The following is a 20,547-nucleotide window of genomic DNA, read 5'->3' on the forward strand; positions in this document are numbered from 1 at the left end:
CCGTTCCTCACAGCGCCGCTCGCGAGACCGTCGGCTTCTCCTCGGCCTGCAGGGCGTCGATGATTCGCGCCATGCGGCTACCAAGAGAGCCCTTGACGAGTAAGGTGTCGCCGGGACGCAGCGCCTCCTTTACGGCAGCGGCGAGCGAGGTCGAGTCCGATTCGTGAGCGCCTCGCCGCTCGGCCGGCAGCGCCGCGTGCAGATGGGCCATCTGCGGCCCGCAGGTGAGCACGAGATCGATCCCGGCAGCCAGGATCGGCTCCGCGAGTGCCGCGTGCAGTGCGGCGGAATGCTCGCCGAGCTCCAGCATGTCGCCCAGGGCAGCGATCCGCCGCCCCGGCATCTGGCCGAGAAGCTCGATCGCCGCCCGCATCGAGGCCGGATTGGCGTTGTAGCTCTCGTCCAGAAGCAGCACCTCGCCGCCGCCCGGCAGCCTCACCTGCTGCCGTTCGCCCCGGCCCGCGGGCGGGCGCAGATCGGCGAGCGCTCTTGCGGCACGCGCGACGTCCGCGCCCAGCGCCTCGACCACGGCGAGCACGCCCAGGCTGTTGAGGACCCAGTGCCGCCCCGGTGGCCCCAGGCGATAGGCGAGGCGGTGCTGCTTACGGATCGAGACCGTGACCTCGCTGTGCCCGGGCCCGAGCTCCACGTTCTCGAGCCGCCAGTCCGCCGCCTCGTGCTGGCCGAAGGTGACGATCCGGCCCGCGGGCGAGCGCTCGGCGTGCCGGCGCATCCGCGGATAATGCTCGCTGTCGCGGTTGAGGACGGCCACCCCGCCGGGCTCGAGGCCCTCGAGGATCTCGCTCTTCGCGTCCGCGATCGCCTCGACCGAGGGGAAGAACGCGAGATGCGCCGGGGCGACGGTCGTGATGATCGCCACATGCGGCCGAACCATCCGGGTGAGCGCCCGCAGCTCGCCCGGATGGTTCATGCCGAGCTCGAGCACCCCGTAGCTCGCCCTCTCGGGCAGCCGGGCGAGGCTCAAGGGCACGCCCCAATGATTGTTGTGGCTCGCGGCGCTCGCGTGGGTCGGGGCCTGGCGCGAGAGCACGTGGCGCAGCGCCTCTTTGGTCCCGGTCTTGCCCACGCTGCCCGTCACACCGGCGATCCTGGCGGCGCTGCGGGCGCGGCCGGCGCGGCCGAGTCCTTCGAGGGCGATCTGCGTGTCCGGCACCAGCACGAGGCGGGCCGGGTCGGCGCCCTCCGGCACCCGGCTCACCAGAGCCGCGGCCGCCCCCTTGTCGAGTGCTGTGGCGACGAAGTCGTGAGCATCGCGATTGGGGCCGATCAGGGCCACGAACAGATCGCCCGGTGCTATGGTGCGCGTGTCGATGCTGACTCCGCTCGCGACCCAGCCGCCCGCCGTCTCGCCGCCGGTCGCCGCCACCACCGCCTCGGCCGTCCACAAGGCCGTCATGCGACGCTTCCCCCGCTCTCGCGCGCCACGGTCCGCAGCACCTCGGCGTCGTCGAACGGCAGGGTGCGCTCGCCCACGATCTGATAGTTCTCGTGCCCCTTGCCGGCGACGAGCAGCGTGTCGCCGGGCCCGAGCGCCAGGAAGGCGGCGCGGATCGCTTCCGCCCGGTCGCCGATCTCGAGCGCCCCTGGTGCTGCCTCGAGGATCGCCCGGCGGATCGCGGTCGGGTCCTCGGTGCGCGGGTTGTCGTCGGTGACGACGACCTTGTCGGCGAGCCGGGTGGCAATCTCGCCCATGATCGGCCGCTTGCCGGCATCCCGGTCGCCGCCGCAGCCGAACACCACGACGAGCCGGCCTCGCGTGTGCGGCCGCAGCGCCTCCAGGGCCTTCACCAGCGCCTCGGGCTTGTGGGCGTAATCGACGAAGGCCGGCGCCCCGTTGGCATGGCGCGCGGTGAGCTGCATCCGTCCCGGCGGGGCGGCGAGCCCGGCCAGATGCGGCAGCACGGCCTCGACGGCCGCGCCGCCGGCACCGAGCACGAGGCCGAGGGCCGCGAGGAGATTGTGCGCCTGGAAGGCGCCGACGAGCCGGCTCCTGAAGGCATGCCGCCGGCCGAGCGCCTCGATCTCGATCTCCTGCCCGTCGGCGGTGGGCACGCGGCGCACGAGGCGAAGCACTTTCGCCGTAGCACCATAGTCCAGAACCTCGAGCCCCCGTTCGCGCGCGAGCCCGGCGAGGTCCGCGAACTCGGGCGCATCGGCGTTCAGGACGGCCGCCGCACCCGCTGGCAGCAGTTCCGCGAACAGGCGGCGCTTCGCGGCGTAATAGGCCTCGGGGCTGCCGTGATAGTCGTAGTGGTCGCGGCTGATGTTGGAGAAGGCGGCGGCGGCGAAAACCAGCCCGTCGATCCGGTGCTGATCGAGGCCGTGGCTCGAGGCCTCGATCACGAGATGCTCGATGCCGGCCCTCGCGAGCCCGGCCGCCATGCGCTGCAGCGCTACGGCATCGGGCGTGGTGAGGCTGCCCTCGCCGGGCGCATCCGAGGTCTGCAGGCCGAGTGTGCCGATGCTGGCCGCGGGATGGCCGAGCCGGCGCCAGAGCTGCCGCGTGAACACGGCGATCGAGGTCTTGCCGCTGGTGCCGGTGACGGCGGCCACGATGCGCGGCTGACGGCCGAAGAAGCGGGCCGCGACACGGGCGAGCGCTGCGCGCGGCTCGTCGGTGATCAGTGCCGGCACGCCGTCCGGCAGGACGAGGCCGGGTCCGCCCAAAACGGCGACGGCGCCCCTGGCCAGGGCATCGGCCAGGAAGCGGCTGCCGTCGGTGCGCGTGCCCGGCAGGGCCGCGAACAGAAAACCGGGCCGGACCTCGCGCGAGTCCGCCGCCATGCCTTCGATCTCGACCTCGCCCGGACCTCTCAGCCGGATCCGGTCATCGGAGAGCGATGCCAGCTTCAAGGCTCGCCTCCTGCCGAGCGGTGGGCTGATGTTTCGCGGGAGCGGACTTGGCGCCGACGGTGGCGACGGCGGGCTGCACCGCGGCGAGCCGGGCGCGCATGGCCTCGGCCACCTCGGGCGGGGTCGGGCGCACGCCGAGCAGCGGCCCGATCCGGTCGATGATCGAGGCCACCACCGGGGCCGCGATCCAGCCGCCGGTGCGCAGCCCGTGGGTGCCAGCGTCGCCCTGCGGCTCGTCCACCGACACGAACACGATGTATTGCGGGTCGTTGATCGGGAACGCGCCGAAGAAGGAGGCCAGGACCCGGTCGAAGCTGTAGCCGCCCCGTCCGGCCTTCTCGGCCGTGCCGGTCTTACCGCCGACGAGGTAGGAGGGAAGCTTCGCGTGCGTGCCCGTACCCTCCTCGACCGTGAGCCACATCAGCCAGCGCATGATGTCGGCGGTGCGGGCCGAGACGAAGCGGGTCTGCGGCAGCTCGGCACCGGGCTCGCGCTTGAGGAGCGTCATCGGGATGTGGGTGCCGTCGCCGATGAGGCCCGAGACGGCGTCGACGAACTGAACCGGTGTCACGGCGATGCCGTGGCCGAAGGAGGCGGTCGCCACGGTGACGTCGGCCCAGCGCCTGGGCACCCGCGGGCGCGCCACCTCGGCGAGTTCGATCTCGGGCGGGCCGTAGAGGCCGATCTTCTTGAAGAACTGCTCGAGCGGCTGGGCACCGCCGGCGGCGAAGGCCATCCGCGCGGCGCCGATGTTGGAGGAATACTTGAAGATCTCGGGCACGCTGAGCCAGCGGTTTTTGGCGTGGTCGTCGCCGATCCGGAAGCGGCCGATCTGCAGCTTGCCCGTGGCGTCGAACCGGTCGACCAGAGACACCTTCCCCGAGTCCAGCGCCATCGCGATCGTGAGGATCTTGAACACCGAGCCCAGCTCGTAGAGGCCCGCGACGTTGCGGTTAAGGTACTCGATCCGGCTCACGTCGCCGACCCGGTTGGGGTCGAAGTCGGGCAGGCTGACCATGGCGAGGATCTCGCCCGTGCGGCGGTCGAGCACGATGGCGTTGGCGCCGATGGCGCGAAAGCGCCTGTAGGCGCGGTCGAGCTCCTCGCGCACGATCTGCTGGACGCGGACATCGAGGCTCAGCGCCAGGGGCTCCTTGCTCGAGCGCAGGCGCTGGTCGCGCGAGCGCTCGATGCCGGCGAGCCCACGATTGTCGAGATCGACGTAGCCCGTGACGTGGCTCGTCAGCTCCTCCTTGGGGTAGACCCGATGCTCGGCGAGCTGGAAGCTCACCCCCGGCAACCCGAGGTCGAGGACGGCCCGCTGTTCCTCGGGCGTGATGCGGTGCTTGATCCAGGTGAAGCGGCGCGACGCCTCGAAGCGGCGGGCGAGCTCCGCGGCATCGACACCGGGCAGGATCGCGGCGAGCTTCCGGGCGGCCGCCGCCTTGTCCGCGAGCAGGGACGGATCGGCGTAGACGCTCGGAACCTGGAGGTTGGTCGCGAGCACGACGCCGTTGCGGTCGACGATGTCGGCGCGCGACGCCGCGAACAGATCGTCCTCCTTCGCCGCCGGCGGATCGATCTTCTGCTCGGCCACGGGCAGCGCCGCCTTGGCCGCGGGCGTCAGCACGGACTGAGGCAGCTCCGCCGCGCGCTGCCATTCGACCATGTCGATCAGCCTGAGGCCGATGCTCGAGAAGGCGACGGCAAAGCCGATCGCGATCAGCTTGAGCCGGCTGCGCCCGGTCGCGAGCGAAGGGTCCTCGGCGCGCGTGGCCGTCGCAGGGATGCGCGCCGCCATCAGTCGCCCTCCAGGCCGACCAGGGTCATGAGCGGCGCCGGCTTCAGCCGCAGCTCCACCTCGGCTCCCGAGGGCAGCGTGGCGGTGATCGGTGCCTTCGCGAAGTGGACCTGCTGCCAGGGCACGATCTGGTCGACCTGGGCGAGGCGGGTGCCGCGGACCGGCACCATGCCGAGCTGGGCGGCCTGCATCACCAGCCGGTCGGGCCGGGTGAGATAGGCGAGATCGGCGCGCGCCGCCTGCACCGCCCAACGCTCGCGCGCGATCTCCATCCTGACCGAGGCGAGCTCGCGCTCACGGTCGCGCACGGCGTGCTTGAGCTGGAAGGTGGCTCCCGCCGCTCCGAGCGAGAGGCAGATCGCGGTCACGAGATAGCGCAGACTCACGCGGCGGGCCGCCATTCGGGCGTCTCCTTCTCGCCACGACGACGGTCGTGCACGCGCTCGTCCGTGCCGGCCAGACGCTCGGCCACCCGCAGCCGGGCCGAGCGGGAGCGCGGGTTGGCCGCCACCTCGGCTGCACCCGGCTTGACGATGCCGTGCCGCACCCAGCGCCAGCGCGGAGGCGGCAGCGCCACGGGCGGGAGATGGCGCGAGGGCTGCGCCTGGCGTCCGCCGTGGCCGTTGACGAAGCGCTTGACCGTCGTGTCCTCGCCGGAATGGAACGAAACCACGACCAGCCGCCCGCCCGGCCGGATCAGCGTCTCGGCCGCGGCGAGCCCGCGCTCGAGCTCGCCCAGCTCGTCGTTCACGAGCATCCTGAGCGCTTGGAACGTCCGCGTCGCCGGATCGCGCGGCCCGTGCCGCCCGCCTTTGACCCGGGCGACGATCGCGGCGAGCGCCCCGGTCGTCCCGATCGGCCCCTGCCGGCGAGCCGCGACGATGGCGCGGGCCACGGCGCGCGCCTGCGGCTCGTCGCCATAGGTGAAGAGCACCCGCGCCAGCTCGCGTTCGTCGATCTCGCCCAGGATGTCGTCGGCCGTGGGCCCGCTCTTCTCCATGCGCATGTCGAGAGGACCGTCGGCCTGGAAGGAGAAGCCGCGCCCGCCCTCGTCGAGCTGGAAGGAGGACACGCCGAGGTCGAAGACGACACCATCCACCTCGCTCACACCGAGAGCGGCAAGGTGCTCGCGCATGGTGCCGAACGGGGCGTGGACGATGGCGAAGCGCGGACACTCGGCCGCCAGCGCCTCGCCACGCACGACCGCATCGGGATCACGGTCGATGCCGATCACCCGGCAGGACGCCGCCGCCAGGATCGCCCGGCTATAGCCGCCACCCCCGAACGTCGCATCGACATAGAGGCCGCCGTCCCGCGGCTGCAAAGTTTCCAGAACCTCGTCGAGGAGCACAGGCCGATGAGCCACGTCGCCTATCCACCATCCAGGTTATTCACAGAGGACCGGCCGAGCCACCACCTCCCGACATGCCCTTTCGACCACCGAGCATACGCGAACAACCTCAGGTCGAAAAGAACAGACCGAAATCAACCGCAAAGTTAATATATCGCAAGGCGGCAAAAAACGCGCGACGCAGAATCAGCGCACAATCCCCGTCCTCGCAGCACGTCAGCAACCTCACCCAAAGATCCCGTGATATGCCAGCCGATCCGGCCTTTGTACTTGAACGTTTCTCGAAAACGAATCGGCACGGGCACGCCAGGCGACCGATTTACTTCGGACGTGAAAGAAAACCCGACACCGATCTAGGTTTTCGAACGCTATCGTCAACCCGCCGCAAGGTCAAGGGCATTTCTAGCATACGGCGATAAGACCCTGCCAAAAAAGAGAAAACGACGGCCGCACCCTCTCTGTGGACAAGCATGGTGAAAACATGTGATCTTGCCGGGCCGGCAGGAAAGACGCGCTCGGCACGAGCAGGCGGCCGAACGGGCGCAGGCGGCCTGTAAGCCGGGTTCTGTCCCCGGCCGCAAAGCCGGGGGATGGCCATTCCTCTGGGACCCGTGTCGCCACGGGCCTCGCGCGACCGACCCGGACGACCGGCCCGGGAACGGGCCTGTGCCGCACGCCCGAAAGCGCCGCACCGTCGTCCCTACTTGGTCTTGCTCCCGGTGGGGTTTGCCGTGCCACCGACGTTGCCGCCGGCGCGGTGCGCTCTTGCCGCACCCTTTCACCCTTGCCCGCAGACGGAGCCCGAAGGCCCCGCCCCGGCGGGCGGTCTGCTCTCTGTGGCACTTTCCCTGGGGTCGCCCCCGCCGGGCGTTACCCGGCACCGCGTTCCCGTGGAGCCCGGACTTTCCTCCCCCGCCCGAAGACGGGAGCGGCCATCCGGCCGCCTGCACCAGGAAACTAGGTAATGGCCGGACCAGCTTCGCACAAGGCCGCGACCGCGAGCAGGCGGCCCATCGTGGCGGGGTCGAGCCGGCCGTCGCAGCAGGCCGGACGGAAGCGGCGCTGAAACGCCGCGAGCGCCGCCGCGAAGGGAACACCCTGCGGCGCGAGCGGGTAGCCGATCCGGGCGAGGCACGCCGCAGCGCGGGCCGGCTCGGGCTCGGCCTCGCCCGCCGCCTCGGGCCACAAGCCCACCCCGGTCCGCGCCAGGAAGGCCCAGTCGAACAGTTCGCCCGGATCCTCTTTCCGGGTGGGTGCTATATCGCTGTGCGCTACCACGCGCGAGGGCGGGATCGGCCGGCGCCCCAGGATGTCCCGCGCGAGCGCGGCGACGGCCCGCATCTGCGCGGCCGGGAACGGACGGTAGCCCCACGCGTGCCCGGGGTTGACGAGCTCGATGCCGATCGAGACGTCGTTGAGGTTGGCCCGGCCCTGCCACCAACTCGCCCCGGCGTGCCAGGCGCGCTTCTCCTCCGGCACCAGCGCCGTGACGGTGCCGTCCTCGTCGACGAGATAGTGCGCGCTGACCTCGGCGGCGGGATCGCACAGCCGGCGCAGCGCCGCCGCGGCCGTGGGCATGCCGGTATAGTGCAGGACCAGCATGTCGATCGGCGCGCCCGCCGGCCGCTCGTTCCAGTTCGGCGACAGCACGGTCAGAAGCGGTCGAGCAGGCGGCGGTAGTAGTCGAGCTCGAGCGCCGGCCGCCGCCGGTCGCCGGAGCGGCGGTAGAGCTCCTCCAGCACGTCGCGCGCCCGGCCGAGATCGCTCTCCTCCGGCACCTGTACGCCGTGCGTGTCCATCCCGCCGTCGTTGCGCGCCGCCCGTCCGAGCGGGTCCCGGCCGCGCCTTCCTGTGGGCTGAGGCTGACCACCCGGCCCTTCGCCCTGCTGCCGCGCCATCTGCTCCTGGAGCTGCTCCATCATCGCCTGCCCGGCGCGCTGCATCGCGTCGACCGCCTGGGTCTGCGCCTCGGCGGCAACCCCCGGCTCGCCCTCGCCCAGCGCGTCGCGGGCACCCCGCATCTGCATCTCGGCCTGGCCCAGCGCCCGCGGGATCTCCATCCCGGCCTCGCCCATGCGGCGCATGAGTTCGCCCAGAGCGCGGCGCAGCGCCTCCTGTTCGGCCTGGGCCTGACCCATCGGGTCCTGCCCCTGCCCGCGCTGCTGCTGACCCGGTAGCCCCTGCTGCGGCTGCCCGCGCTGGCCGCGCGGCTGAGGCTGGCCCTCCTGCCCCTGCTCGCGGTTCATCTGGAAGCTGCGCTCGAGCAGGTTCTGCTGGAGCTGGATCATCTTCTGCAGATCGCTCAGGGCCTGCTCGCCCTGGGAAGGCCGGCGCGCCTGCTGCTGACCCGCGCGCAGGTTCTCGAGCATCTCCTGGAGCTGGGCCAGCATGTCCCGCGCCGCATCGCGCGCCCCGCTCTTCAGAAGCTCGCGCGCGCGATCGAGCATCTGCTGCAGATCGCGCCGGTCGACCACCTGGCTCTGGTCCAGGGGCTGGAGATCCTGGGGCGGCGGCTGGCCCTGCTCCATGGCCTGGCGGGCGAGCTCCTCCAGGAACTCGTCCATGGCCTTCTGCAGCTCCTCCATCAGCCGCTCGAGCTCGCTGTCCCTCGCCCCCTCCTCGAGCGCCTTCTGCAACTCCTGCTGGATGTCGCGCAGCTTGCGCTCCGCGACCGAGAGCGAGCCGTCCTCGATGAACAGCGCCAGCTCCCAGAGCATGTCGATCACCGAGCGCCGGCTCGCCGCATCGCTCTCGTTGAGCGCCAGGCGCGACGCCGCCGAGCGCAGGGTCAAGGGCACCGCAATGGGCTGCTCCTGCGCGGCCCTGGTCTCGGCGAGCGCCGCGAGCCGGCCCGCCACGTTCATGGCGCTGTCGGGAGCGCCCGCCAGTCTGCGTCGCTCCTCGATCACCGCCTTCGCGAGCGGATGGCGGAACTCGCGCGCCGGCAGGACGATCTCGAGCGGCTCGCTGCGGCCCTTCTGCCCGATGGCGTCCACCGCCTCGAGCTGCAACTTCACCGGCAGCCCGGCCAGGGGATGCGGGGTCAGATCCTGGTAGGTGCCGATCTCGAGCTTCGGCGGCTGGCTGCCCGGCTTCAGGAGTAGCAGCCGCTCCACCTCGCCCTCGCGCCCGACCGGGGCCAGGAGCAGCGCCAGCTCGGCGACGCCGTGATCGTCCTCGGCCTCGAGATCGATCTTGAGCACGCCGCGATGGGTCGCTTTGGGCGTGCCCGCGAACCGCACCGAAGGTGCCGCGTCGGGCACCGCGTCCACGGACCAGCGCGCGATCTCGCGTCCCGCTCCGTCCACGACCCCGAGGAGCCCGTCGGTCCCGAGCATCAGCTTGGCCTCGCCGCTGCCGGGGCCGAGCGCCGTGAACGGCGTCCTGCCGTCACCGAAGACGAGCTGCGCCGTCGCCTCCGTCGGCAGATGATGCACCTGCACCCGTGCTTCGCTCCCGGCCGGCACGGTGAGCGAGGCCTGGCCCCTGGTCTGCTCGCTCACGAGCGGCGGTTTCCGGGTATAGGCGGGCGGCGTGATCCACAGATCCACTATAGGTGGCAGGGTCGCGGCGGCGGAGCGTCCGGTGAAGGTGAAGGCGCTCGTGAGCCGCGGGCCGATGTCGTCCCTGGCGTGGACCAGCGCCACCACCAGCACGAGGAGCAGGGCCGCGCGCAGCGCCCAAGGATCGCGCCGCGGCAGGTCGGAGCGCGGCGGCGCCAGACGCAGCCGCCGCAGGCTCGCGATCAGCCGCTCGCGATGCAGCGCCCACAAGCGCCGCGTCGCCGGGTCGGAGAAGGACTCGGGCAGGGTGTCGGCGAGCGCCCGCAGGGGCTGGTGCTTCGTGCCGCTGTCGGTCTCGAGCCGGGCGAGCCCCGCGTCGCGCGAGGCGAGCGACAGAAGCCGCACCGTCCGCCACAACGTCCAGGCGAGCGCCGCCGCGAACAGGCCCAGGAGCGGCAGGTGGAGTGCCAGCGGCAGGTGGAGCCAGAGGCCGAACAGCGAGAGGACGACGAACACGCCCACGACGGCGAGGCCCGGCCACAAACCGGGCCACAGCCGCTCGAAGGTGACGACCAGCCGGGCGAGGAGGAGGAGGAAGCGGAAGCTTCGCGTCTGCCGCGGGTCCGTGCCGCTCGTCATGCCGCCCTCCAGCCTCGCTCTAGTCCTTCCCGCTGCCGCCGAGCCAATCCGGTATCCGCTCGTCGGCGAACTGCCGCTCGGGCGGCAGATGCGGCTTGATCACGGCGAACCGGCCACGCTCCACCAGAACCTCGGCAGCGCTCGGCCGCGAATTGTAGTGCGACGCCATCACCGAACCGTAAGCGCCCGCACCCGTGATCGCCACGAGATCGCCTGGCCGGAGCAAGGGCAGAAGGCGATCGCGCCCGAGCACGTCGCTGCTCTCGCAGATCGGCCCCACCACGTCCATCGGCACCAGCTCCTCGTCCGGGCGCGGCTCCCGCACCGGCAGCACGGCATGGTAGGCGCCGTACATGGCCGGCCGGATCAGCACGTTCATGCCGGAGTCCAGCACGAGAAAGCGCCGGCCTCCCGCTTCCTTGAGATAGATCACCTGCGAGAGAATGACACCCGCCTCGGCGACGAGGCTCCGCCCCGGCTCGAAGACCAGCTCGACGTCGAGCCCTCGGGTCAGTCGGCGCACGAGATCGGCGAAGGCCTCGGCCTCGACCCTGGGCTCGTCCTTGTACGGCACGCCGAACCCACCGCCGAGATCGAGCCGCCGCAAGGGAACGCCGGCGGTCCGCAGCGCGACGAACAGATCGACGGCGCGCCGGTAGGCGGCCTCGAACGGCTCGAGCCGGGTGATCTGCGAGCCGATGTGCAGGTGCAGGCCCAAAGGTTCGATCCCCTCGAGGCGCTGCGCCAGCGCGAAGACCTCGCCCGCCTCGTCCCAGGGAATGCCGAACTTGTCGTGCTTCCGCCCCGTGCTGATCTTGTCGTGCGTGCCGGCGGCGACGTCGGGGTTGATGCGCAGCGCCACCGGCGCCGTCTTGCCCATCCCGGCCGCGATCTCGGCGATCCGCAAGAGCTCCTGCGTCGATTCGACGTTGAACTGCAGGATGCCCGTTTGGAGCGCGAAGCGGATCTCCTCGTCGGTCTTGGCGATCCCGGCATAGACGATCCGCGAAGGTGCCACACCCGCCGCGAGGGCCCGCGCGATCTCGCCGCCCGAGACCGTATCGGCCCCGGCCCCTTCCTGGGCGAACAGCCGGATCACCGCGAGGTTGCTGTTGGCCTTGACGGCGTAGCAGAACAGGGGCTCCGGCCCGCCCCGGAACGCCTGCCGGAAGGCCCTGATCCGCTCGCGCATGGTGCTCGCGGCATAGACGTAGCAGGGGGTGCCCACCTCGGCCGCGATGTCCGCGAGCGGCACCCCGTCGGCGACGAGCGCCTCGTGCGCGTAATGGAACGGGCTCACGGCGACTTCCCCTGCTCCGGTTGGCTCTGCTGCTCGCTCGGCTTCGGCTCCTCCGGCGGCTTCAGCTCGCGGGGCTTGCGGCCGCAACCGGCGAGGCCCGCCGCGGCGGCGAGCAGAAAGAGGCCGCGCCGCGCGAAGAGCGTGCCGGCATCGGGCGGGAGATGGGGACGAGCCATGACAGGATGCTACCGTGCTGAAGCGGCGGGGGCAAACGCGATCGGCCGGCCCGCTCAGTGCGGAACGGATCGGGAGAACAGGTTCGTGACCAGAACGCCGGCCAGGATCAGCGCGATGCCGACAATGGCCGGAAGATCGAGGCTCTGTCGATACCAGACATAGCCCACGAGCGAGATCAGGACGATGCCGATCCCCGACCACAAGGCATAGGCGATGCCGACCGGGATGGTCTTCAAGGTCAGCGACAGGAAGTAGAAAGCCGCGGCATAGCTCACGAGGACGAGGAGCGAGGGCTTGAGGCGGGTGAAGCCTTCGCTCGCCTTGAGCGCCGAGGTGCCGACGACCTCGAACGCGACCGCCACGATGAGATGGACGAAGCTCACTCCTGCCCCTCCGGTCCGCCTGCCCGCGCTGGCGTTCTCGCCATCGTGTCGGGCGCCACTTAACCTGTGGTTGATGCGGCGACGGCCATAGGATGAAAACCGCCTCCCCGGAGCTCCGCCATCGAGGCTCACCCATGACCACCGCCACCATCCTTTCCCGCGCCGAGCAGTCCCGCGTCAACGGCGCCCGCTCGCACGGTCCCGTCACCGCCGAGGGCAAGGGGCGCGCGGCCCCGAACGCCACCCGCCGGCCCGGCGAGCCCGCGCCTTTGCCGCCCGGCGCCGGCACCGCTGCGGAACGGCACGAGCGAACCCGCGCCGATGCGCCCGCTCAACCGCCACCGGCGCCGCCGGCTCGCGGCCCTGGAACGCAAGGCACGGCGCAAGGCGGCCTAGAGATAGCGCGCCTCCGCCGCCGCCACCGCCTCGAGCACCCGCTCCGGCGCCGTGCCGCCGAAGCTGCGTCGGCTCGCCACCGAACGCTCGACGCCCAGAACCTCGAACACGCCGGCGTCGATGCGCGCGTCGATGCCCGCAAGTTCGTCCCGGCCGAGATCCTCGAGCCCGCAGCCCTTGCTCTCGGCGAGCTTCACCGCGCGCGCGGCGATCCCGTGCGCCTCGCGGAACGGCACGCCCTTCACCCGCACGAGCCAGTCGGCGAGGTCGGTCGCCGTGGTATACCCGACCCCGGCCGCCGCCTTCATCCGCTCCGGGAAGACCGTGATCCCGTCGAGCATGGCGGCCGTGGCCGCAAGGGACAGCTCGAGGCTGTCGGCGGCGTCGAACACGCCCTCCTTGTCCTCCTGCATGTCCTTGGAATAGGCGAGCGGCAGGCCCTTCAGGACGACGAGGAGCGCTTGCAGGTCGCCCAGGATGCGGCCCGACTTGCCGCGCACGAGCTCGGCCGCATCGGGATTGCGCTTCTGCGGCATGATCGAGCTGCCGGAGGTGAACGCCTCCGGCATCCGTACGAACCCGAACTGCGGCGTCGACCACAAGACCAGCTCCTCGGCGAGCCGCGAGAGATGGACGGCGGCGATGGCGGCGCTCGCGAGATAATCGAGCGCGAAGTCGCGATCCGAGACGGCGTCGATCGAGTTCGCCATCGGCCGGTCGAAACCGAGATCCGCGGCCGTCATGGCGCGGTCGATCGGAAAGCTGGTGCCGGCCAGCGCCGCCGCACCCAAAGGCGATTCGTTGAGGCGCCGGCGCGCGTCCTGGAAGCGCGAGCGATCGCGGCCGAACATCTCGACGTAGGCCATGAGATGATGGCCGAAGGTCACGGGCTGCGCCGCCTGGAGATGGGTGAAGCCCGGCATCACGGTGGCGGCATGGGTCCGTGCGAGCCCGAGGAGCACCCGCTGCAGCTCTTTCAACCGTGCATCGGCCCGGTCCATGGCGTCGCGGACCCAGAGCTTGAAGTCGGTCGCGACCTGGTCGTTGCGCGAGCGCGCCGTGTGCAACCGCCGGCCGGGCTCGCCGACGAGGTCGGTGAGGCGGGATTCGATGTTGAGATGGATGTCCTCGAGCTCGGTCGTGAAGACGAACTCGCCCCGCTCGATCTCGCCGCGGATGCGCTCCAGCCCGTCCAGGATCGCGTCCCGATCCGTGGGGCTCAGGATGCCGACCGCAGCCAGCATGCGCGCGTGCGCCATCGAGCCCACGATGTCTTGAGCGTAGAGCCGCTTGTCGAAGCCGATCGAGGCATTAATCTGCGTCATCAGGGGTGCGGGGTCGGCCTCGAAGTGGCCACCCCAGAGCGAGCGCCCGCTGCGGGCCTGTTCCGTCATCCTTCGTCCTCCACGAGCCTTCCGGAGACCGCCTTGCGCCGCACGCTGCGCCTCCTCGCCGCCTCGGGCCTGCTTCTCGCCGGGATCGCCGGCGCCGCCACGGCCGAGGCGCCGATCCGGACCAGCGAGCCCAAGCCGCTGCCGCCGCTCGCCTTCGAGACCATGGACGGCAAGCCGGCCAGCCTCGAGGACTTCAGGGGCAAGGTCGTCGTCCTCAATCTCTGGGCCACGTGGTGCGCGCCCTGCCGCGAGGAGATGCCCTCCCTCGACCGCCTGCAGGCACGGTTCGAGGATCAGCCGGTGGTGGTGCTCGCCCTGTCGGTGGATCGCGCCGGACCCGAGCGGGTCGAAGCGTTCCTGAACGAGATCGGCGTCCAGCGGCTGCACGTCTATCGCGACCCCAAGGCGGCGGCAACCCGCGCGGTCGGCGTGCCGGGCCTGCCGGCGACGATCCTGGTCGACAAGGCCGGCAACGAGACCGGCCGCGTGCTGGGCATCGCCCGGTGGGACGGCCCGGAGGCCGTCCGAGCCGTGCGGCGTCTCCTCGACGGAGCGGCCGGCTGACGTGGCCACGGGCTCCTCTCCGCCCGTCAGGGCCGCCGAGCGGCTGTGAAAGCGACGGCACCTGCCGTAAGAAGACCGGCGGGAGGTGCTTCGCCGACGCATGAAGCCGCCACGCAGCACGACGATGAGGCTCGTCGCACTCCTGGCCCTGCTGCTGCCGGCCGGGTGCAGCAGCGAGCGGGCGCAGGGGATCAGGGGTGCGGAGCCCTACCGTCTCTCCGGGGCGGCCTGCCTCGCCGTGCTCCGGGAGCGGGGCATCGCGGTCGGCCGCTGGCAGCACATCCCCGACCGCTCCTGCCGCGTCGACACGCCGGTCCGCGCCGGCAGCGGCAGGCTCGCGAGCTTCGTCCCGCCGCTCGAGACGAGCTGCGCCATGCTGGTGGCCTGGAGCGACTTCGAGGCCGAGGTGAACCGGGCGGCGCGGACCCATCTGCGAAGCCCGGTCGTCGCGGTCCAGCATTACGGCAGCTACGCCTGCCGCAGCATGACCGGCAATGCCGGCCGCGCCAGCCTCCATGCCCGTGCCAGAGCCCTCGACATTTCGGGCTTCAGGCTCGCGGACGGGCGGATCGTCACCGTCCACGAGGGCTGGCGCGGCACGCGGGCCGAGCAGCGCTTCCTGCGCGCGGTCGCGAGCGCCGCCTGCCGCCGCTTCAGCGTCACCCTCACACCGGAGAGCGATCGCCGGCACCAGGACCACCTGCACGTCGATATCGGCCCGTGGCGCCAGTGCGGCCTTTGACACATCGAAGTTTATCGCCTATAAGTTGATAATAATCCGTCACTTTCGCGCTCCGAAGGAGCAGCGGCTGCCGCGTCCCTGCGCCGCAGCCCGCCCGTTCGGATGGAACGGCAGGCAATGTTGCCGCACGCGCTTGCATCTCGGGACAGGAACGTGCTCCGCTACGGCCGTTCGCTGACGACCGACCGGCCCGACCTTCATCGAGCCCGACTGCTGGCACTGCGGGAATTGCGCGATGTCCATCAAGCTGACCGTCACCCTCGACGTCGAGATGCCCGAGCCCTCGCCCGATAAGAGCATCCAGGCCGATGCAGAAGACCGGGCGATGCGGCTCGCCGAGGCCATCATCGTCCAGCTCCTGCCACAGCTCGCCAACGAGATCGGCATCGAGAAGCACAGGCTCGCCGGCAGCCTCCTCGTCGAGCTCGGCTATGTCGTCGGGCTGTCGCACACGCCGGCGGCGGCCGTGGACGCGCTAGCGGTGGCGACCGAGCGGATGCGCGACGCGATCGCCAGCCGCCGCGACAAGCGGCCGACCCTGCCCGCACCCACGGTCCAGGGGCCCGCCACCCTGCAATAGCGGCCTTGCGGCCGCGTCAGGTCAGGTCGCTCGTGAGCGCGAAGGGCGAGAAGGTCGCGGGCAACTGGTCCGGGCGGCGGTCGCGGCAGGTCTCGAGATAGTCCGTGGATTGCATCTCCATGAGCCGGCTCACCGTGCGCTGGAACTCGAAGGCGCCGTCGCCGCTGGCATAGAGCCTCTCGGGCGGTGCTTCGGCCGCGACGAACAGCATCGCCCGCCGCTCGTAGAGCGCGTCGACCAGCGTCATGAACCGCCGCGCCTCGTTGCGCTTGTCGGGTGTCAGCAGCGGCACGCCGTTCAGAATCAGCGTGTGGTAGCGCTCGGTCAGCGCCAGATAGTCGGCCGCTCCCAGCGCCCGCTCGCACAGGTCCGCGAACTCGAGCCAGGCCACCCCGTCCGCGGCCTTGGGCACGACGAGGCGGCGCGTGCCGACCGAGATCTCCTCCGCCTTCGGCTCCTCGCCGTCGGCGAGCGTGCGGAACACCTGCTCCAGCCGCGCCGTGGCCTCTGCACCCAGCGGGTGATGGTAGACCGGCATGTCGCGCAGCCGCTGCAGCCGGTAATCGACCGGCCCTTCCAGGGCCACCACATCGACCTTGCGCAGGAGCAGGTCGATGAACGGCAGGAAACGGTCGCGGTTGAGGCCGTTCTCGTAGAGCCGCCGCGGCGGCCAGTTCGAGGTGGCGACCACGACCACCCCCTGCTCGAACAGGCCCTCGAACAGCCGGCCCAGGACCATCGCATCGGCGATGTTGACGACGTGGAACTCGTCGAAGCACAGGAGCCGGCTCTCCTTGGCCAGCTCGGCGGCCAGGACCTTGAGCGGGTCCGGGCGGTTGCCGTCCTGCCGCAGCGCGTGCAGACGCCGCTGCACCTCGAGCATGAACGCATGGAAGTGGACCCGGCGCTTGGGCTCGGTCGGGGCCGCCTCGTAAAAGAGGTCCATGAGCATCGACTTGCCCCGGCCGACATCGCCGTGGAGATAGACTCCCTTCGGAGCCGGCGGCTCGGGCTCGCTGCGGCGGACGAAGAGGCCGAGCAGGCTGCTCCCGCCGGAAGACCGCGCCGCCGGACGCCAGCTCGCGAGCTCGCGGGCGAGCCGGTCGAGACGTTCGGCGGCCGCGAGCTGCAGCGGGTCGGCGCGCAGCTCGCCGCTCGCGATCCTGGCCTGAAGGCGCTGCAGCGGCATCATGGGCGTCTGGTCCTCGTCTTCGCCGTCCGCTCTAGCGGATCGCGGCCGGCGAGGTCTACGGCTTCGCTGCTGCAGATGCGAAGAGGAGCCCTCAGCGGCGCCGCAGGCTCGCGATCTGGGCCAGAAGAGCCCCGACGACGACCAGCACCGCCCCCATCACCTGCTGCGGCACTACCCGGCCGCCGAAAGCGAGCGCGATCAGCATCACGTAGAACGGGGCGAGGTTGGTGTGGATCGCGGCCACGGTGACGCCCAGGAGCCGGGCGCAGGTGAACCAGAGCAGGGTCGAGAGTCCGATCGCGGCCATGCTCATCCAGGCGAGCACGACGAGCGCCGACGGGCTCGGATCGAAGCGTGGCGCCGCGAACCCCGATGCCAACGCCATGGCGCCGACGAGCCCCACGACGGCAGCGCCCGCGGCCATGGTGAGGCCGCTGATGGCGAGATCGCCGAGGCCGGCGAGCCGCCGCAGCGCCGCGCGCGAGTACCAGATCCACAGGACCATCGAGGCCAGCACCAGCACCTCGCCACCGCGCGGGCCCGCGGCCGGACCGCTGCCGGCGAGGCTCGCGAGGCTGCCGCCCAGGATCGCGAGCAGGATGCCGGCGAGCACCGGCGCTCGCGGACGCTCGCCGTCGAGCGCCCAGCCCATGACGGCCGAGATCAGCGGCAGCATGGTGCTGAGGACCGCGACCGTCACCGCATCGGCGCGCGTCTGACCCAGGATCAGGAGGAAGACGGGTGCTGCGACGCCGAGAGCGCCGAGGTACAGCACGTCGCGCCAGGGAGCACGGCGCAGCTCCGCGCCGCGCCCGGTCGCGAGCGCCAGGAAGGCGAGGCAGAGCGCTGCGCCCGCCAGCCGGGCGAAGCACAAGAGCAGGGGATCCCAGCCGCGGAGCAGATGCTCGGTCGCGGGGAACGAGCTCGCCCACAAGGCCGTGCCGAGCAAGGCCAGGAGATTGCCACCCAGCGCCGGGGAGCCGACGACCGCCTGCGAAGGATGCATGAGCCCGACCTCGTTCGCATCGGCCGACACAGTGGGGCCGGAACGAGCCGGCTTGCAAGGGCCGGATGCGCCGAGGCGGCGGCGCCGGTGCTCGCCGTGCCGGGATCCGCCGCGCGGCTCGTTACAGCGGCAGCCCGGCGCCTCCACAACTCCTAGGATCCAACCGCCTCGGGCAATTCTCAGCATTGGTGCGCGCGGCCGGATCGGCTAGAGGAAGGCGTCGGCGGCATCGGCCGCGCGGTGCGTGCCCCGAGCGGTGCTCCACGAGACGAGATCACGACCACCGATGATAACGACCCTGTTCGCCGTCCTGCTGGCCGGCCTCTACATGTGCGTGGCCTGGTACATGATCTGGCTGCGACGTCTGTCCCGGAAGAAGCAGGTCGACTGGCCGCTGCGCTGGTACGACCGCTGCGGCCACGGCCGGGATCACATGGCGCAGTACATGCCGCTCGCCCTGCTCCTGATGTTCCTGATCGAGCGCGGCGGCGCCTCGCCGGCCGTCATGTGGCTCGAGGGCCTGCTCCTGACCGCGGGATTCCTCCTTCATCTCTGGGGCTTCGCCCAGTACCCCGGCAACTACACGACCCCGGCCATCGGCACGGTGCTGATCACGGCGGTCTACGCCATCGCCTGCCTGCTCGGGCTCGGCCAGTATCTGGGCCTCGCCTGAGCCGTCACGCGACCGAGGGGACGATCCATGACCACGACGATCAGCGTCGACGACGCGCTCAACTTCATCCTCACGAAGCTCAGGACCGAGGGGCCGGCCAAGTTCGACCGCGACGGCTTCGATTTCTGGGTCAGCGACTACGCCGCCCGCTATCTCGAGGAGGTGCAGGGCATCCGGCCGCGGCCGCCGATCGAGGACCAGCGCACCTACGACGCCTCGGTGCCGTTCTTCGACGCGGCCTGGGAGCTCGCCCGGCGGGGGATCTTGCGGCCGTCGGTGCGCAACTCCTTCATGCAGTGGGCCGCCCGCTACTCGACCGGCGGCGGCTACACCCTGACCCAGATCGGCGCCGAATGGCTCGCCGGCCTGGATGGCACCCGGCTCAGCATCCGCGACGATTGGGGCCCGTTCGCGGGCCGCTGAACGGAACCGCCCGCCCTTCCCGGCCGAAGTCGCCGGGAAGGGATCCGGCGTAGCCGCCCTACTCGGTAGCGAGCTTCGGCTCCGCCGGCGTCTTCGGCCGCTTCAACATGGCGAGAAGATGAGCCGGGACGGCGCGGGTGACGAGCAGGAGCGCGAGATAGACGAGCCCGGTGGCGGCGGCACCCGGGATCCAGGGCAGGTCGCGCACGAGCGGCAGGCGGGCGACGAGGTAGGCGAGTGCGGCGCAGCCCAGGGCCTTCGCCGGGATGATCCAGGACGGCCCCACCCCGGCAACACGGCGCAGGACCCCGAGTGCTACGAGGAACACGGCCGCCTCGCCGACGAGGAGGCCCGCGGCGGCCCCGGCCGGGCCGAGCCAGGGGACGAAGAGGAAGAACGACGCCACCCCGAGCACGGCCGCGACCACGTAGCCGCGCAAGAGATCGGCCTGACGGTCGAGGGCGGTCACGGCGAAGCGGCAGATCAGGCACAAGGGATAGAGCGCGATCAAGGGCGCCAGTGCTGCGAGCGAGTCGCCCGCGGCGGCGAAGCCGTGCCCGCCGATGAGAGTGGCGATCGGGGCAGCGAAGGCCACCGACAGCATGGCGGCACCGATCGAGCCCACCGCCAGCGTGTCGAAGCCGTCGCGCAGGTGCGCCGCGAACGCGCCCGTGTCCTTGCCGGCATGGCGCGAGAGCAGCGGCATGATCAGGCCCGCGTACATGAGCGCGAAGCCGACGAAGGTGTCGAGGATCTGCCGTCCGACGCTGTAGAGGCCGACATCGGCCGCAGGGCGCAGGAGCGAGAGCACGATCACGTCGGTCTTGTAGTAGGTCTGCTGCAGGATCTGAGCACCCGCGATCGGCAGGGCCGGAATCAGGAGCCCCTTCCAGCTCGCGAGGCCTATCTGGAGTCGGAACGGCACGAGGCGCCAGGCAGCCCACCAGGAGATCGCGAGCGTGAGCAGGTTGCCGAGGACGAACGCGAGCAGCACCGGGATCACCCCCGCACCGGCCTGCAGCATCACGAGGATCAGGCCGAGCGTCAGCATCCCGCCCGCGACCTCGGCCGCCACCGGCGGCGCCTGGCGGAGCTTCTCCTGGAACACGCCCGTGAGGAGCTGATGCGCGGCAAGGGCGATGAAGCCCGGAACGCCGAGCAGGATGCCCCAGCGCACCACGGGCTCGTAAGGGAAGAGCCAAGCGAGCCCCGCAGCGCCGATCAGGAGCACGGTGGCGCTCACGAGGCGCAAGCTCAGGGCCTGCCCCAGAAGCGTCGGCTGGTGCGCGCCTTCGCGCGAGAACTCGCGCACGAAGATCAGGTGCAACCCGAGATAGGAGAAGATGCCGGCGAGCCCGAGATAGGCGGTGATGCTGCGATAGAAGCCGAACCCGGTCGGCTCCAGGCTGCGGGTCAGGAGCACCATCGTGACGAGGCTCATGACGATCGTCAGCACCCGGCCGACCGTCAGGAGCAGCATGTTCAGCGTCAGCGAGCGCGCGAGGCTCATGCGCGAAAGGCCTTCTCTCGTGCCACCGGCGCCCCGGTG

The 20,547-nt window shown here is 71.3% G+C and carries 19 protein-coding genes and 1 other RNA gene; 5 read left to right on the forward strand and 15 right to left on the reverse strand.

Going from position 1 to position 20,547, the window contains the following annotated elements:
- Positions 1–7: 7 nt before the first annotated feature.
- The 12 genes from U1T56_RS05465 to argH form a co-directional block, all read right to left on the reverse strand.
- A complete protein-coding gene (locus U1T56_RS05465) occupies positions 8–1,417 on the reverse strand; it encodes a UDP-N-acetylmuramoylalanyl-D-glutamyl-2,6-diaminopimelate--D-alanyl-D-alanine ligase (protein WP_418158437.1) in 1,410 nt (469 codons plus the stop codon).
- A complete protein-coding gene (locus tag U1T56_RS05470) occupies positions 1,414–2,874 on the reverse strand; it encodes a UDP-N-acetylmuramoyl-L-alanyl-D-glutamate--2,6-diaminopimelate ligase (RefSeq protein ID WP_418158438.1) in 1,461 nt (486 codons plus the stop codon). Before U1T56_RS05470 ends, U1T56_RS05465 begins: the two co-directional genes overlap by 4 nt.
- Positions 2,849–4,675 (reverse strand): peptidoglycan D,D-transpeptidase FtsI family protein, encoded by a 1,827-nt coding sequence (locus tag U1T56_RS05475; RefSeq protein ID WP_418158439.1) that lies wholly within the window; start codon positions 4,673–4,675, stop codon positions 2,849–2,851. Before U1T56_RS05475 ends, U1T56_RS05470 begins: the two co-directional genes overlap by 26 nt.
- The gene (ftsL, locus tag U1T56_RS05480) at positions 4,675–5,076 is read right to left on the reverse strand and encodes a cell division protein FtsL (RefSeq protein WP_418158440.1); all 402 of its coding nucleotides are present in this window, start codon (positions 5,074–5,076) and stop codon (positions 4,675–4,677) included. Before ftsL ends, U1T56_RS05475 begins: the two co-directional genes overlap by 1 nt.
- Positions 5,058–6,050 carry a 16S rRNA (cytosine(1402)-N(4))-methyltransferase RsmH gene (gene rsmH / locus U1T56_RS05485; RefSeq protein ID WP_418158594.1) on the reverse strand — a complete coding sequence of 331 codons (993 nt, stop codon included), beginning with the start codon at positions 6,048–6,050 and terminating at the stop codon, positions 5,058–5,060. Before rsmH ends, ftsL begins: the two co-directional genes overlap by 19 nt.
- Before the next feature lie 514 nt (positions 6,051–6,564).
- Positions 6,565–6,974: RNase P RNA component class A (rnpB, locus tag U1T56_RS05490), an RNA gene on the reverse strand.
- A 9-nt stretch (positions 6,975–6,983) separates the two neighbouring features.
- A complete protein-coding gene (locus U1T56_RS05495; protein WP_418158441.1) occupies positions 6,984–7,676 on the reverse strand; it encodes an N-acetylmuramoyl-L-alanine amidase in 693 nt (230 codons plus the stop codon).
- Between the two features lie 2 nt (positions 7,677–7,678).
- The gene (locus tag U1T56_RS05500; protein ID WP_418158442.1) at positions 7,679–10,168 is read right to left on the reverse strand and encodes a TIGR02302 family protein; all 2,490 of its coding nucleotides are present in this window, start codon (positions 10,166–10,168) and stop codon (positions 7,679–7,681) included.
- Between the two features lie 19 nt (positions 10,169–10,187).
- Entirely contained in the window at positions 10,188–11,468 is a 1,281-nt protein-coding gene (gene lysA / locus U1T56_RS05505) for a diaminopimelate decarboxylase (RefSeq protein ID WP_418158443.1), read from the reverse strand.
- The gene (locus U1T56_RS05510) at positions 11,465–11,644 is read right to left on the reverse strand and encodes a hypothetical protein (protein ID WP_418158444.1); all 180 of its coding nucleotides are present in this window, start codon (positions 11,642–11,644) and stop codon (positions 11,465–11,467) included. The genes lysA and U1T56_RS05510 overlap by 4 nt, the downstream gene beginning before the upstream one ends.
- 54 nt (positions 11,645–11,698) lie before the next feature.
- Positions 11,699–12,028, reverse strand: coding sequence for a DMT family transporter (locus U1T56_RS05515; protein ID WP_418158445.1), 330 nt, complete (start codon positions 12,026–12,028; stop codon positions 11,699–11,701).
- 392 nt (positions 12,029–12,420) lie between these two features.
- Positions 12,421–13,818 (reverse strand): argininosuccinate lyase, encoded by a 1,398-nt coding sequence (argH, locus tag U1T56_RS05520; protein ID WP_418158446.1) that lies wholly within the window; start codon positions 13,816–13,818, stop codon positions 12,421–12,423.
- 33 nt (positions 13,819–13,851) lie between these two features.
- Between argH and U1T56_RS05525 the strand changes: the two genes are divergently transcribed.
- The 3 genes from U1T56_RS05525 to U1T56_RS05535 all read left to right on the forward strand — a co-directional run bounded on the left by U1T56_RS05525 (position 13,852) and on the right by U1T56_RS05535 (position 15,704).
- Complete coding sequence (locus U1T56_RS05525) at positions 13,852–14,382, forward strand: TlpA family protein disulfide reductase (RefSeq protein ID WP_418158447.1); 531 nt, start codon at positions 13,852–13,854, stop codon at positions 14,380–14,382.
- A gap of 100 nt (positions 14,383–14,482) precedes the next feature.
- Entirely contained in the window at positions 14,483–15,124 is a 642-nt protein-coding gene (locus U1T56_RS05530) for an extensin family protein (protein WP_418158448.1), read from the forward strand.
- A gap of 235 nt (positions 15,125–15,359) precedes the next feature.
- Complete coding sequence (locus tag U1T56_RS05535) at positions 15,360–15,704, forward strand: hypothetical protein (protein WP_418158449.1); 345 nt, start codon at positions 15,360–15,362, stop codon at positions 15,702–15,704.
- A gap of 16 nt (positions 15,705–15,720) precedes the next feature.
- Here the strand turns inward: U1T56_RS05535 and zapE are convergent, their stop codons facing one another.
- Positions 15,721–16,896: a cell division protein ZapE gene (gene zapE / locus U1T56_RS05540; protein ID WP_418158450.1), complete on the reverse strand. Its 1,176-nt coding sequence runs from the start codon at positions 16,894–16,896 to the stop codon at positions 15,721–15,723.
- A 91-nt stretch (positions 16,897–16,987) separates the two neighbouring features.
- Complete coding sequence (locus U1T56_RS05545) at positions 16,988–17,902, reverse strand: DMT family transporter (protein ID WP_418158451.1); 915 nt, start codon at positions 17,900–17,902, stop codon at positions 16,988–16,990.
- 286 nt (positions 17,903–18,188) lie between these two features.
- Between U1T56_RS05545 and U1T56_RS05550 the strand changes: the two genes are divergently transcribed.
- Positions 18,189–18,575, forward strand: a complete 387-nt coding sequence (locus tag U1T56_RS05550; RefSeq protein ID WP_418158452.1) for an MAPEG family protein — start codon at positions 18,189–18,191, stop codon at positions 18,573–18,575.
- A gap of 27 nt (positions 18,576–18,602) precedes the next feature.
- Positions 18,603–18,998: a hypothetical protein gene (locus tag U1T56_RS05555; RefSeq protein WP_418158453.1), complete on the forward strand. Its 396-nt coding sequence runs from the start codon at positions 18,603–18,605 to the stop codon at positions 18,996–18,998.
- Positions 18,999–19,056: 58 nt separating this feature from the next.
- Here U1T56_RS05555 and U1T56_RS05560 read toward each other — a convergent pair whose 3' ends face one another.
- Entirely contained in the window at positions 19,057–20,508 is a 1,452-nt protein-coding gene (locus U1T56_RS05560) for an oligosaccharide flippase family protein (protein ID WP_418158454.1), read from the reverse strand.
- Between the last annotated feature and the right edge of the window lie 39 nt (positions 20,509–20,547).

It is taken from the genome of Benzoatithermus flavus (assembly GCF_037908215.1).
GTDB lineage: Bacteria > Pseudomonadota > Alphaproteobacteria > Geminicoccales > Geminicoccaceae > Benzoatithermus > Benzoatithermus flavus.

Bases quoted from the DNA above. Each gene is read 5' to 3' on its own strand.
- U1T56_RS05535 (WP_418158449.1), top strand. From the start codon at position 15,360: ATGTCCATCAAGCTGACCGTCACCCTCGACGTCGAGATGCCCGAGCCC.
- U1T56_RS05510 (WP_418158444.1), bottom strand. From the start codon at position 11,644: ATGGCTCGTCCCCATCTCCCGCCCGATGCCGGCACGCTCTTCGCGCGG.
- U1T56_RS05555 (WP_418158453.1), top strand. From the start codon at position 18,603: ATGACCACGACGATCAGCGTCGACGACGCGCTCAACTTCATCCTCACG.
- U1T56_RS05530 (WP_418158448.1), top strand. From the start codon at position 14,483: ATGAAGCCGCCACGCAGCACGACGATGAGGCTCGTCGCACTCCTGGCC.
- argH (WP_418158446.1), bottom strand. From the start codon at position 13,818: ATGACGGAACAGGCCCGCAGCGGGCGCTCGCTCTGGGGTGGCCACTTC.
- ftsL (WP_418158440.1), bottom strand. From the start codon at position 5,076: ATGGCGGCCCGCCGCGTGAGTCTGCGCTATCTCGTGACCGCGATCTGC.
- U1T56_RS05475 (WP_418158439.1), bottom strand. From the start codon at position 4,675: ATGGCGGCGCGCATCCCTGCGACGGCCACGCGCGCCGAGGACCCTTCG.
- U1T56_RS05465 (WP_418158437.1), bottom strand. From the start codon at position 1,417: ATGACGGCCTTGTGGACGGCCGAGGCGGTGGTGGCGGCGACCGGCGGC.
- U1T56_RS05545 (WP_418158451.1), bottom strand. From the start codon at position 17,902: ATGCATCCTTCGCAGGCGGTCGTCGGCTCCCCGGCGCTGGGTGGCAAT.
- U1T56_RS05560 (WP_418158454.1), bottom strand. From the start codon at position 20,508: ATGAGCCTCGCGCGCTCGCTGACGCTGAACATGCTGCTCCTGACGGTC.
- U1T56_RS05500 (WP_418158442.1), bottom strand. From the start codon at position 10,168: ATGACGAGCGGCACGGACCCGCGGCAGACGCGAAGCTTCCGCTTCCTC.
- U1T56_RS05550 (WP_418158452.1), top strand. From the start codon at position 18,189: ATGATAACGACCCTGTTCGCCGTCCTGCTGGCCGGCCTCTACATGTGC.
- zapE (WP_418158450.1), bottom strand. From the start codon at position 16,896: ATGATGCCGCTGCAGCGCCTTCAGGCCAGGATCGCGAGCGGCGAGCTG.